Here is a 13,406-nt window from a genome sequence, read left to right as displayed (position 1 = left end):
ATGGATACCGGTTACTGCATGTTATTGTAGAAATACTGCAGATCGCTGGCCAGCTGGTCATAGATAGGTTTGGTAAATGCCAGGAACAGTTCCTGGGGTGGGGGAGGCGCCATATCCACACCGCCCATCTGCCGTTTATCTTCGTCGCTGAGCGCCCTTTCATCGCCACGGTAAGAGCCTACCTGGTTTACCCAGGTATAGCTGCCGGGAATACGATCCTGGCGCAGCACCTGGTTATTATTTACATCCGTAATGCGGTAATCCAGCAGGCCGCGGGAGATAACAGTTTTTTTGACGATATAGATGGTGGCTTTTACGGTCATATAACGTTTGATCAGCTTACCGCTGGTATCCTTTAATGGGCGGTCTTCGATCTCACGGGAAACATCGCGCTGGCTGCGGTCTACATAGGTCTGGCCTACTTCAAAATCGTAGAACTGCATTTCCAGGTATTCATCCGGCCGTATTTGCTGGGCACTGGCTATACGCTCGTCGTTGAATTTTACAAAGGAGTTGATATTACGTGTTTGCAGGTTCTGGATCAGCTCTGCGCGGAACTGGTCTGCGCTGAACTGGAAATAGGGGCTGCGTACGGCTATCTGGCTTATCAGCACGTTGATGGTGCCCAGTTGGAAGGCCTCGTCCATTCTCTGCTGCGCATCGCGGTAGTTCTTTACCATCTTTAGCGTAGCAGCAAATTCCTGGTAGGCCTGGCGGGCGCTCATCTTATCGCCTTTTTCCAGCAGTTCCATACCGCGGTCATACCTTACTTCCGCGGCATTTTCGCGTGCGCCGGTAAGCTCGCTGCGGTAATCTTTAGGCTTTACCACGGCCAGCGCCGCCGGCGATGCCTGTATGGCTTTATACAGCTTTTGCATGGCGCCGTACTCGCGCCGTACAGATTCCCATTTCAGGGGATCATTAGAGGCCAGGTAGCCGTTTACTTTATTCTCATGCTGGATCTGTGATTGTTCATAGGCCTTGGGCAGCAATTCCAGGGAGGTGGCATCCTGGGGCCGGCGTTGCAGTTTCTTTACAAAGGCCTCGACCGCATCGTCATAACGGCCTTTATTATACAATTTCTCGCCTGATTTGCAGGAGGATATAAGGAACAACAGGATAATGGCTGTTAAAAGCCCTAGATAGTTACGCATGCAGGTGGTGTTTATGGTGGCGCCCGGCAGCTATTTTACATATCGCCGGAGCTCTCTTTCGGTTTCCCTTTGTTTAATGCTTTCCCGCTTGTCGTGCAGCTTCTTACCCTTACCCAGGCCAATCTCCATTTTAGCCAGTCCTTTTTCTGTAATAAAGATACGCAGGGGCACAATGGTATAACCGCGCTCTTTTAACTTGTTCTCCATTTTCCGCAGCTCTTTTTTAGTGAGCAACAGTTTGCGCTCCCGCAGCGGATCATGGTTGGCATAGGTTCCATGGGAATAGATAGCTATATGCAGACTTTTTACATACAACTCTCCTTTAGAAAAATAACAGAAGGCGTCATTAAAGCTTACTTTTCCAACCCTGATAGATTTGATCTCCGTTCCGGTCAATACGATCCCCGCAATAAATTTGTCCTCTATCGCGTACTCAAAATAGGCTGATCTGTTCTTTAATTCTGCCATCTATCCTTACAATTTCATTTACAAAAATACGGATTGCCCATTACGATGATCAACATGATTTTACATCCGTAAGCAGCAATCCGTAATTTGTAAAGTATTACTTTAGTTTTTAAACAATTCCAGCACGGTGGCCAGCTTTTGTTTTAATTCTTTACGGTCTAAGATGAAATCGAGGAAGCCGTGCTCCAACAGGAATTCTGCGCTCTGGAAACCTTCCGGAAGGTCTTTCTTGATGGTTTCCTTGATCACGCGTGGTCCGGCAAAGCCGATCAGCGCGCCCGGTTCAGCAATATTCAGGTCCCCCAGCATGGCATAGGATGCGGTAACGCCGCCAGTGGTAGGATCTGTCATCATAGATATATACGGCAAACGTGCATTGGCCAGCTGTGTAAGCTTGGCGGCCGTTTTTGCCATCTGCATCAGCGAAAATGCGCTTTCCATCATACGGGCGCCTCCGGATTTGGAGATCACCATCAATGGCATTTTATGCGCAATACAATAATCAATGGCGCGTGCGATCTTTTCACCCACCACGGAGCCCATAGACCCGCCAATAAAGGCAAAATCCATACAGGCCACTACTAAATCATTCCCCAGCACTTTGCCAGCGCCTACGCGCATGGCGTCTTTCAGACCGGAACGCTTCTGCGCGTCCTTTAAACGGTCTCCATAAGGTTTCAGGTCGTTGAACCCCAACATATCCTTTGGATAGATATTCGGGAAAAGCTCCTCGAACTGGTTGTCATCAAATATGATCTCGAAATATTCTGCTGAGTTGATACGGTTGTGGTAATTACACTTATCGCAAACGTAGTAATGTTCCCGCAGGTCTTTTACAGTGGTGGTTTTCTTACAGTTAGGACATTTATGCCATAATCCGTCCGGTGCTTCCTTCTTTTCACTGGTAGACGTTGAAATGCCCTGTTTAATGCGCTTAAACCAGCTAGACATATTTTTCTGTTAGGTTAAAAAATAGTGGTGCAAGATACGAATTAAATTCACACTCCCTTTTTTCGTTCGCAATATTAAATGAAAAGAAACTGGCTACCAACCGCTTAACGGCAAAAATTATATATTTTCTTTATCTAATAAAAGGGATATAATAGTAAATTATCCTAAAGTGAGGGGGTAGGGGCACTAAAAAAGGTAGCCGTTAGCTATGAAATAACTAACGGCTACCAGGTATCGTAGGTACGCCTTAGGCGTTCTTATTAATACAGTTCAGGTCCGCAAATGCTTCTTCCAGGCGTTTTACGAAGGTTTCTTCGCCTTTACGCAGCCATACGCGGGGATCGTAGTACTTTTTGTTGGGTTTATCCGCGCCTTCGGGGTTACCCAGCTGTGCCTGCAGGTAACCTTTTTTGGCTTCGTAGTAATCGTGGATACCTTCCCAGAAAGCCCACTGCATATCCGTATCAATGTTCATTTTGATCACGCCATAACCCAGCGCTTCAGCGATCTGATGCTTGGGAGAGCCGGAACCGCCATGGAATACATAGTAAACGGGTTTGGCAGCAGTTTTATATTTTTCCTGGATAAAATCCTGGCTGTTCTTCAGGATCTCAGGGCGCAATTCTACGTTACCGGGGGTATAAACGCCATGCACGTTACCGAAAGCGGCAGCTACGGTAAAGCGGGTGCCTACCTGTAACAAGGTTTCGTATGCATACGCTACATCCTCAGGCTGCGTATATAATTTGGAATTATCTACGCCGGAGTTGTCTACGCCGTCTTCCTCGCCACCAGTCACGCCCAGCTCGATCTCAATTGACATACCCAGTTTGTTCATGCGCTCAAAGTATTTCTTTGAGGTCTCGATGTTCTCGTGGATAGGCTCTTCAGACAGGTCCAGCATATGGGAGCTGTACAGCGGGGAACCGGTTTGCTGTTTGAATGCTTCGCCAGCGTCGAGCAGGCCGTCGATCCAGGGCAGCCATTTTTTGGCGGCGTGGTCCGTATGTAAAACTACCGGTACGCCATAATGTTTGGCCACCTCATGTACGTGTTTGGCGCCAGAGATACCACCGGCAATATTAGCCTGCAGTTTGTCATTAGGCATGCCCTTACCGGCAAAGAATTGTGCGCCCCCGTTGGAGAACTGGATAATTACCGGAGAATTCACCTTGGCGGCGGTTTCCAGTACAGCGTTCACGGAGTTGGTACCTACCACGTTTACGGCAGGCATAGCAAATGCGTTGTCCTTTGCATCCTTATAGAGCGCTTCCAGCTCTTCGCCGAATAACACGCCAGCTCTGTATTTTCCCATATCTTTTGATTGTTTACAGTTTACGGAGGGCAAATATAATGGGAAAATGCAGAAAGCAAAAGGCGGAAGGTAAAAAGCTATCATTAGATGACTTCCAGCACCCGCCGGGAAAATTGATGGATCCATCAAAAAAGGCCGAAAACGGTTGATATTATATTACCAAATGCCCCGGAGCTACAAAAAGCCTGGGTCAAGCCTGGATGGAACCTGGGAGAAGCCCTGGAGAGGGATGGTAAAATAGTATCAGTGAGTGGTCGATTGAATTAACTCACCGTGAGGGTATTGCCGCTGATGGTCGCTGTTTTTTGGGTAAGCGCCCTAGTGGCTGGCCCCGTTTGCACGGCGCCGGTAGTGGTATACCGGCTACCGTGACCGCAGGGCGCGTTACACTCAATGAGGTTGGTAGTACTGTTAAAACTGGCTACGGTGCAGCCTTCGTGCGTGCAGGTGCTGGTAAGGGCGGCAAAGGAGGACGGCGTATTGCCCGCTGCTACACGGATCACAATAGCGCCGCCTCCTATCTTAAACTGGCCCACGTTCTGTAATTCTGTGTTAAGGTCGGCTGTAAACGCAGCGCCTCCGCCCCCGGGACCGGGCATATCTGCACTATTCCTGCTACAGGCCGCCAATCCGCCTGCGCATGCCAGGGCCAGCATCAGGCCCATATTGCTGACAAAGTCCCTTCTTTCCATCTTGGTTGTAGGTTTAGGTGAAAGATCTGCAGGGAGAACAGGTGTTATATATATGTTTACGGCGGTAGTGCGGCGGGGGTTGCCGGCGCCGTGAGAAAGATAAGGTTTGCTTATGTGCAACCCATAGTACACCCCTATTAAAAGCGTTCACACCCCGGGGTAAAAGCGTTCGCAACCGGGGTAATAGCGTTCAACTACAGGAATACAGGCTGAAAAAGCTGCTTAAAATACCGGGGGGCTTCCAGTAAGCGGCTGCCGTACCAGGAGAACATTTCTCCATCTACCAGTAAGATCTGCGCCGCCGGCAGTACAGCCCTGATCTCTGCGATATGTGCTTCCCTGAAAGGATAGGGCTCAGAGGACAATAAGACCAGCTGCCGCTCCGGCGGTACCTGGCTAAAGGCGGTCTGCAATTCCTCCAGGGAGACGGCCGGGTAACGCCTGGCCTCCGCAAAAACAGGCTGCAGCCCGCAGGTCCTGAGCATGTCGTGGATAAAAGTGTCCCTGCCTACTGTCATCCAGGGATTACGCCAGATAAAATAGGCGGCGTACATAGGCGCCGGGTTAGGCGGCAGGCTGGCGGCCAGCGTGGCAAACTCCTGCTGTACCAGCTGGCTGAGTTGCTGCCCCTGCTGGGCGCGGCCGGTGATAACGCCTACCTCCCGTATCATCTGCAAGGCGTCTTCCAAAGTTTGTATATCGCTTATCCAAACCGGGAATTCCGCCATGAGCGCGGTAATATCTTCCTGCTGATTTTCTTCTTTATTGGCGATGATCAGATCCGGCTGCAGCGCACGGATCTCATCCAGGTGCAGCTTTTTAGTGCCGCCAATGCGTTTTTTGTGCCGGAACCACTGTTCCGGATGTACACAGAATTTAGTAATACCTGTCACTTCCTCGTCCAGGCCCAGGTGGAACAGCAGCTCCGTTTGAGAGGGCACCACGGAAACAATGCGCCTGGGCATGACCGGTATTGTCACGCTACGCCCCATCTGATCTATGTAGGTACGGTCTTCCATTATTACGCTCAGCTGCCCAGTGCCTGGATAATATCGTATTTGGTAACAATATGGAAGCTGCCGCTTTCATCTTTAGCCAGCACTGCGCCGTTTTCCTTGTTAATGTACACGGACAATTTATCGATAGGCGTATCCATGCTTACCTGAGGAAACGCCGGCTGCATCACCTGCCTGATCTGCGCGTCTTTCAGGTGCGCATTATCCATCAGCTTATTAAACAGACCGCCTTCAGAAACAGCGCCTATTACATCGCCATTATGCAGTACGGGTATATGCTCAATCTCGAATTTCTTCATCTTGGCAATGGCATCGCTTACTTTTTCTTCTTCGGTGATGGTCACCAGCGGCAGGTTCCGGCGCGCGTTCACTACGTCCTTCACGGTCTTCACATCCAGGAAGCCGCGTTCCATCATCCACTGATCATTATATACTTTGCCTACATAACGGCTGCCATGGTCATGGAATACCACTACCACCAGGTCGGTCGGCTTTAGCTTGCTTTTCAGCTGTAACAGCCCGGCAATGGCAGAGCCGGCGGAGTAACCTACAAAGATGCCTTCTTCTTTGGCAATGCGGCGGGCCATTACGGCGCCATCTTTATCCGTTACTTTTTCGAAGTGATCGATCAGTTTCATATCATAGTTCTGCGGCACAAAATCTTCTCCAATACCTTCTGTAATGTAGGGATACACTTCGCTCATATCCAGCTCGCCGGTCTCGTGGTATTTCTTCAGCAGGGAGCCATAACTGTCAATAGCCCATACCTGTATCGCAGGGTTCTTTTCCTTCAGATATTGCCCGGTGCCGGTAACGGTGCCGCCAGTGCCGGTGGCCACTACCAGGTGCGTGATCTTACCATCCGTTTGTTCCCATATTTCCGGGCCGGTCTGCTCATAATGCGCATCGCGGTTGGCCAGGTTATCATATTGGTTCACATAAAAAGAGTTGGGAATCTCTGTGGCCAGACGGCGCGCTACAGAGTAATAGGAGCGGGGATCATCCGGTTCCACATTGGTAGGGCATACAATTACTTCTGCGCCTACAGCTTTGAGGATATCCATCTTTTCCTTGGACTGTTTATCAGTAGTGGTGAAGATGCATTTATAACCTTTGATCACCGCGGCCAGGGCCAGGCCCATACCGGTATTGCCGGAGGTGCCTTCGATAATGGTGCCGCCCGGTTTGAGCAGCCCTTTTTGTTCCGCTACTTCTACCATCTTCACCGCCATGCGGTCCTTGATGGAGTTGCCAGGGTTAAAGGATTCTACTTTGGCCAGTACGGTGCAGGGTAAGGCAGCGGTAACGCGGTTTAGCTTTACTAAAGGGGTATTACCTATCGTTTCGAGTATGTTGTTACAGAACTTCATATGAGCAGGTTGTTAACTGTAGCGAAAATAAGATAAAAAATGGCAGACTGATAAAACTCTGATCATGAATAAGTTGGTAGGGAAAACCAAATCATGTAGATTTGTCTGAAATGTTTGTATATGTTAGCAGAGATGCAAACCCTGACAATGCCCAAACCTATTTCTACCATACCGCCCCGCACCATGATGGAGGTCTTTGAATACCTTCCGGAAGGTACGTTAGTCCAATTAATAGAGAATATACTTATAATGTCTCCAGCACCAACCACCAACCACCAAAGAATGCTGGCGAAGATATACAAGGTAATGGCAATTTTTGTGGATGACCACGATCTCGGGGAAGTATGGATATCGCCATTGGATGTTTACCTGGATGATGAGAACGCCTTTCAGCCAGATATTATCTTCATCAGCAAAGCAAGACAGTCGATCGTTAAAAAGAAGGGGATCTATGGCGCTCAGGATCTGGTCATAGAGATCCTGTCACCGTCTACCGGCAAATACGATCGGCGCCAAAAGAAAGATGTTTACGAGCGTTGCGGCGTTCAGGAATATTGGATCATTGATCCTTATGAAAAGTCCGTGCAAGGATTCCAGCTAGTAAATAATAAGTACAAAGCGTTAGCCCAAACAGAAGGCTTTATACGTTCCGGCCTTCTCCAAACAGAATTCCACTTCTAAGCCCCTCTCAAATATTTTTCAACCCATTTTGTTTTGATCTTCTGTCGTGTGATGAATAGCCGGCTATTCGTTGCAGGTACAGTCATTGGCGTGAGCAGCACAGGTACTACCGTTTGTGTAGACCCTTACAACTCGCTATCTTTGCCGCGTTATGAGTAACCGAATATTCATTACCGGTATAGGCACCGGCGTGGGCAAAACGCTTACATCCGCCTGTGTAACGGAAGCATTGTGCGCAGATTATTGGAAACCGGTACAGACCGGGCTGGAAGAAGGTACGGATACGGAAACTATCCGGTCCCTGCTCTCCAATACGACATCCGTATGTCATAAAGAAGTATATTGCCTGCGGGAACCGGCATCTCCGCACCTGGCCGCCCGTATGGAACAGGTGCAGATCGAGGTGGCGCCCATCCTGCAGCAGGCAACGGTTATACAACCAGCAGACCGGCCGTTGGTAATAGAAGGCGCCGGCGGGCTGATGGTGCCGCTGAATGAGGAGGTGTTTACGCTGGATTTTATCCTGCAGTTACAAGCCAATGTGATCATTGTAGCGCAGAATTACCTGGGTAGTATTAACCACGCCATGTTAACCGCCCGGGTCCTGCAACAGCAAAAAGCGCCTGTATTGGGCTGGATCTTCAGCGGGGAATACCACAGCAATGAGGATGATATAGTGCGCTGGAGCGGGTATCCCAAACTGGGGCGTATACCGCAGGTGCAGCAGGTGGATAAGGCGTTTGTGAAGCAGACAGCGGAGCAATTGAAAGGTATTATTAGCGCTGCCGGCTACCCGCACTAGCTAACCGCTAAAAGCTAAAAAAACTTGCTCACTAAAACAGATATACGAAAACATTTCCTCGAACAGCGCCTTAATCTGTCGCCGGAGGCCGCCGATGAGCTAAATCATGGCTTGCTGGCCAATTGCCAACAGCTGGATTTCAGCGGCGTACAATGGGCACACATCTTTTTACCGATTGCCGCCAAAAAGGAGGTGAACACCTGGCCCATCATCGAATGGCTGCGCAAGGCCTATCCGGCGGTACAGTGGGTGCTGGGCAAGGCTGATCTGGCCACCTGCGAAATGGAGCATTTCCTCTGGGATGAACATACCACCCTGGTAAAAAGCAAATACGGCATTCCGGAGCCTGCAGGGGGCGCTCATATAGCGCCCGCTTTGCTGGACATGGTATTTGTGCCATTGCTGGCCTTTGACCGTACCGGCCACCGGGTAGGCTACGGCAAAGGCATGTATGACCGCTTTCTGCAACAATGCCGGCCGGATACCCGCACTATTGGCCTTTCCCTGTTTGAGCCCGTTAACGTGATCGTGGATACCGATGACCGCGATATACGCCTGCAAACCGCCATTACACCCTATGCCATCTATCAATTTCAAAAAATATAATTAACCGTGAAAGTGCTGCAATACCTGAAGATCCTGTTATATCCTATATCCCTCTTATACGGCCTGGTGATGTGGATACGTAACCGCCTGTACGATGCCGGTACCCTTACCGCCGTTAGCTTTGACCTGCCCACCATTGCGGTAGGCAACCTGTCTGTAGGCGGCACCGGCAAAACGCCGCATGTAGAATACCTGATACGCCTGCTCAAAGATCATTTTGTGGTAGCCACGCTGAGCCGGGGTTATAACCGCCGCAGCCGCGGCTACCTGCTGGCAGACGAAAACAGCACAGCCGCCCACCTGGGCGACGAGCCCATGCAATTTCACCAGAAATTCCCGGACATCAGCGTAAGCGTGGGAGAGGAACGTATGCTGGCCATTCCCCAGCTGCTGGGCGAAAAACCGGATACGCAGGTGGTGCTGCTGGACGATGCCTTCCAGCACCGTTCCATCAAACCCGGTTTGAACATACTGATCACCGAATATAACCGCCCCTTTACCCGCGACCATGTAGTGCCTTTTGGCCGCCTGCGCGAAGGGCGGAAAGGATATGAAAGGGCTAATTGCATCATTGTATCCAAATGCCCGTCAGACCTCACGGAAACCCGTAAACAGGTCCTGCGGGATGAAATAGCCCCCTTGCCGCATCAACGCCTGTTCTTTACCTGCCTGCAATACGGCGCTTTATACGATATGTTTACCCAGGAGCCGGTGACCGTATCGCCGGAGGCCACCCTGCTGCTGGTATGCGGGATAGCCAGGCCCGCGCCGCTGGTACAGCATTTGAAGGAACATTATAATGAGGTGTTCCTGCTGCCTTTTCCGGACCATTATTACTACAGCAATAACGACCTGGAGAAGGTGAGCAAAGAGCTGAAAGACTTACCAGGCACGCAAAAGCTGGTGGTCACCACCGAGAAGGACGCCGTACGCCTGCACCTCCTGCAACCCCGTTTACAGGAACTGGGCCTGCAAATTGCAGTGATGCCCGTGGAAATATCTTTCCTCTCCGGCGAAGGGAATTCATTTAATAATTATATTTTTGATTATATGCAGGGGTGGGGCGGATATATTAGAACTTAATGGGACATGAGATGAACAAAAAGAAAAAACCAAAAAAGGACAGCAGCCAGAAGAAAACCTTCCGTGGCACGCTGGAAATGACACGTTCGGGAATGGCCTTCGTTATCGTAGAAGGGCTTACCAAAGATATCCTTGTAAAACAGAAGAACCTCAATACCGCACTGGACGGGGATGAAGTGCTGCTGGATGTGATAAAGCAGCAATCCAAAGGAATGGGGCGCATGGAAGGCGTGGTAACGGACATCCTTAAACGCAAAAAGACAGAATTTACAGGCACCCTGGAGGTGAATAAAGATAAAGGCTTTGCATTCCTGGTACCGGAACGCGGGGCCTTTGTACCGGATATCTATATCCCGGCCAACTCCCTGGGAGAGGCTAAGACCGGCGATAAGGCTGTGGTACGTATTGTAGCCTGGGGCGAGCAGACCCGCAAACCGGTTGGCGAGATCGTAGAACTGTTGGACGCCAGCGATACCAATGACCTGGCCATGAAGGAGATCCTGGTGGAGAGCGGTTTTCCGCTCAGCTTCCCGGACCAGGTAATGGCGGAGCTCCAGGAGATCAGGGAAAAGATCACCACCGCGGAGGTACGTAAGCGTAAAGACTTCCGTAAACAGCTCACTTTCACCATAGACCCCGTGGACGCCAAGGATTTTGACGATGCCATCTCCATCAAAAAGCTGCGGGGCGGTTATTATGAGATCGGGGTGCATATTGCGGACGTAAGCCATTACGTATTACCGGATACCGCGCTGGACAAAGAATCAGATAAACGCGCAACCTCTGTATACCTGCCGGACAGGGTACTGCCTATGCTGCCGGAGAAGATCTCCAACGAGCTGTGCTCCCTGCGCCCGCACGAGGATAAGCTGACGTTCTCTGCCGTTTTCCAGATGAATGAAAAAGGCGAGATCAAACAGCACTGGCTGGGCCGTACGGTCATCCATTCCAAACACCGCTTTACCTATGAAGAGGTGCAGGACATTATCGAGACCAAAGAAGGGCCATATGAAGAGGAAGTGCTGCTGCTGAACAAGATAGCGCAGCTGCTGCGTAAGGAGCGCTTTGACCATGGCGCCATCAACTTCTCCTCCCAGGAGGTACGTTTTAAGCTGGATGAGAACGGCGCACCTATTGGCATTGTCATAAAGGAAAGCAAGGAAGCGCACCAGCTGATAGAGGAGTTTATGCTGCTGGCCAACCGTACCGTAGCGGAGTATGTAGCTAAGATCAGGATCAATAAACAACCGGTGCCTTTCCCTTACCGCGTGCATGATACGCCGGATGAGGATAAGCTGAAGGTGTTCTCCGTATTTGCGCATAAGTTTGGTCATAAATTTGACCTGGATAACCCGGATTCCATTGCCCGCTCTTTTAACAAGATGCTGCAGCTGGCCAAGGGTAAACCGGAGCAGCATGTGCTGGAGACCATTGGTATCCGTACCATGGCCAAGGCCATTTACACGCCGGATAATATTGGCCACTACGGGCTTGGATTTGAGCATTATTGCCACTTTACCTCGCCCATCCGCCGTTATCCGGATGTGATGGTGCACCGGGTGCTGGCGGAATGCCTGGCCGGTGAGGTAAAGCCGGACAAACAGATGGAAAAGAAATGCCGTCACTCCTCAGAAATGGAGCGCAAGGCCATGGAAGCGGAAAGGGCCGCCAATAAATACAAGCAGGTAGAGTACATGCAGCAGTTCATTGGCGAAAGCTTTGAAGGCGTGATCAGCGGCGTGGCGCATTTTGGCTTTTGGGTAGAAACGGTAGATACCAAATGCGAAGGCCTGGTAAGCATCCACAACCTGCTCGCCAAAGACGAGTTTAAACACGATGAAAGCGAATATGCGCTGATAGGCCTGCATACCGGCCGTAAATTCCGTATAGGCGATAAAGTAAAGATAAGGGTGCTGGCTGCCAACTTAACCAAACGCCAGCTGGACTACGACCTGGACGAAGAACTGCCATCACCCGCCGGTAAGCCATACCGTGGCAAAGCAGATAAAAAGGAAAGACCAGGCGGTAGCCGTAATAGACCCGGCGACCGCAGCAAACCAGATGACCGCAACAGATCCGGCGACCGCAGTAAAACAGGCGGCCGGAGCAAAGGCGGCGGCAAACCATCCAAAGAGAAACCGCGCGGCGGAAAAGGTGGCGGAAAAAGCGCCGGCAAAAAGGGCGCGTAACCCCATTGCAGGGAAAATATTTATGAAGATTATGAAATATAAGGTGCTAAATTGCACCTTACTTCTTTATATTATTCATTAGTCATGTATTCTTTTCAGGAGCTAATTGCGCAATTCGTTCAACAGTTTGATCAGCAACATTTTCCGCAGGAGCCGGCTACGCTGTATAATGCCGCATCGCATATCCTTAAGATAGGCGGTAAGCGTATACGCCCGGTACTGGCCTTAATGGGCAACGAACTGTTTGATACCATCCATGCAGACGCCTGGCAGGTAGGTAATGCCGTAGAGCTGTTCCATAACTTCACCCTTATCCATGACGATATCATGGACAAAGCGCCCATCCGCCGGAACAACCCTACCGTACATACCCTGTACGGCGAGCCGGCGGCCATACTGGCCGGCGATGCCATGCTCATATATGTATACGAATGCCTGAATAAGGTACAGGCCCGCTATAAGCAAAAGATCATCTCCGTATTTAACAAAGCCGCCATACAGGTCTGCGAGGGACAGCAGATAGATATGGACCTGGAAGCCATGGACCCTGCTCAGGTGCAGTATGACGACTATGTAAATATGATCGCCCTGAAAACCTCCGTGCTGCTGGCAGCTTCCCTGCAACTGGGCGCTATCATCGGCGGCGGCAGCGAGGGTAACCAGGGCCATTTATATAATTTTGGTAAGAACGTAGGCATCGCCTTCCAGATCCAGGACGATTACCTGGACGCTTTTGGCGATCCGGAGAAATTTGGCAAACAGCAGGGCGGTGATATCCTGGCCAATAAAAAGACCTTCCTGCTGCTAAAAGCCCTGGAGCTGTGCAACCCCACCCAACGTACCCGTTTGCGGGAACTGCTCGATTCCTCCCCGGACGATAAGGTGCCCCAGGTACTGGAACTATTCCATGATTGCCGGGTAGACGAATGGGCGGAAAAAGAGAAAGAACGTTTCCAGCAAAAGGCGTTTGACAGCCTGGAGGAAATAGCCGTGCTGTCTGCCCGTAAAAAGCCCCTGCAGGAGCTGGCGGATTTCCTATTGAGCCGGCAACAGTAATTTTAAATCGCTTATATTCGCAC

The 13,406-nt window shown here is 50.4% G+C and carries 13 protein-coding genes; 6 read left to right on the top strand and 7 right to left on the bottom strand.

The features are described from left to right. Positions 1-11: 11 nt before the first annotated feature. The 7 genes from F0L74_RS08280 to F0L74_RS08250 form a co-directional block, all read right to left on the bottom strand. Positions 12-1,154, bottom strand: a complete 1,143-nt coding sequence (locus tag F0L74_RS08280) for a hypothetical protein (RefSeq protein ID WP_149837396.1) — start codon at positions 1,152-1,154, stop codon at positions 12-14. 30 nt (positions 1,155-1,184) lie between these two features. Beyond that, the gene (gene smpB, locus F0L74_RS08275; RefSeq protein WP_149837395.1) at positions 1,185-1,622 is read right to left on the bottom strand and encodes an SsrA-binding protein; all 438 of its coding nucleotides are present in this window, start codon (positions 1,620-1,622) and stop codon (positions 1,185-1,187) included. Positions 1,623-1,724: 102 nt separating this feature from the next. Then, a complete protein-coding gene (gene accD, locus F0L74_RS08270; protein WP_149837394.1) occupies positions 1,725-2,573 on the bottom strand; it encodes an acetyl-CoA carboxylase, carboxyltransferase subunit beta in 849 nt (282 codons plus the stop codon). A gap of 247 nt (positions 2,574-2,820) precedes the next feature. After that, the gene (fbaA, locus tag F0L74_RS08265; protein WP_149837393.1) at positions 2,821-3,888 is read right to left on the bottom strand and encodes a class II fructose-bisphosphate aldolase; all 1,068 of its coding nucleotides are present in this window, start codon (positions 3,886-3,888) and stop codon (positions 2,821-2,823) included. A 263-nt stretch (positions 3,889-4,151) separates the two neighbouring features. Continuing rightward, complete coding sequence (locus tag F0L74_RS08260) at positions 4,152-4,580, bottom strand: QcrA and Rieske domain-containing protein (RefSeq protein ID WP_149837392.1); 429 nt, start codon at positions 4,578-4,580, stop codon at positions 4,152-4,154. 194 nt (positions 4,581-4,774) lie between these two features. Continuing rightward, the gene (locus F0L74_RS08255; RefSeq protein WP_149837391.1) at positions 4,775-5,599 is read right to left on the bottom strand and encodes an ABC transporter substrate-binding protein; all 825 of its coding nucleotides are present in this window, start codon (positions 5,597-5,599) and stop codon (positions 4,775-4,777) included. Between the two features lie 8 nt (positions 5,600-5,607). Continuing rightward, positions 5,608-6,966 (bottom strand): pyridoxal-phosphate dependent enzyme, encoded by a 1,359-nt coding sequence (locus F0L74_RS08250; RefSeq protein WP_149837390.1) that lies wholly within the window; start codon positions 6,964-6,966, stop codon positions 5,608-5,610. Between the two features lie 120 nt (positions 6,967-7,086). Between F0L74_RS08250 and F0L74_RS08245 the strand changes: the two genes are divergently transcribed. The 6 genes from F0L74_RS08245 (at position 7,087) to F0L74_RS08220 (ending at position 13,383) form a co-directional block, all read left to right on the top strand. Next, complete coding sequence (locus F0L74_RS08245; protein ID WP_213086926.1) at positions 7,087-7,647, top strand: Uma2 family endonuclease; 561 nt, start codon at positions 7,087-7,089, stop codon at positions 7,645-7,647. Between the two features lie 151 nt (positions 7,648-7,798). Next, on the top strand, positions 7,799-8,449 hold the full coding sequence (bioD, locus tag F0L74_RS08240; RefSeq protein ID WP_149837389.1) for a dethiobiotin synthase: 651 nt from the start codon (positions 7,799-7,801) through the stop codon (positions 8,447-8,449). Positions 8,450-8,473: 24 nt separating this feature from the next. Next, positions 8,474-9,055, top strand: coding sequence for a 5-formyltetrahydrofolate cyclo-ligase (locus F0L74_RS08235; RefSeq protein ID WP_149837388.1), 582 nt, complete (start codon positions 8,474-8,476; stop codon positions 9,053-9,055). Positions 9,056-9,061: 6 nt separating this feature from the next. After that, entirely contained in the window at positions 9,062-10,138 is a 1,077-nt protein-coding gene (gene lpxK, locus F0L74_RS08230) for a tetraacyldisaccharide 4'-kinase (RefSeq protein ID WP_246197660.1), read from the top strand. A gap of 11 nt (positions 10,139-10,149) precedes the next feature. After that, entirely contained in the window at positions 10,150-12,327 is a 2,178-nt protein-coding gene (gene rnr, locus F0L74_RS08225; RefSeq protein WP_149837387.1) for a ribonuclease R, read from the top strand. Between the two features lie 84 nt (positions 12,328-12,411). Then, on the top strand, positions 12,412-13,383 hold the full coding sequence (locus F0L74_RS08220; protein ID WP_149837386.1) for a polyprenyl synthetase family protein: 972 nt from the start codon (positions 12,412-12,414) through the stop codon (positions 13,381-13,383). Positions 13,384-13,406 lie beyond the last annotated feature (23 nt).

It is taken from the genome of Chitinophaga agrisoli, from assembly GCF_008386695.1.
Taxonomy (GTDB): Bacteria; Bacteroidota; Bacteroidia; order Chitinophagales; family Chitinophagaceae; genus Chitinophaga; species Chitinophaga agrisoli.
Note: the sequence above shows the minus strand (reverse complement) of the source record. Positions and strands in the feature narration are given on the sequence as shown.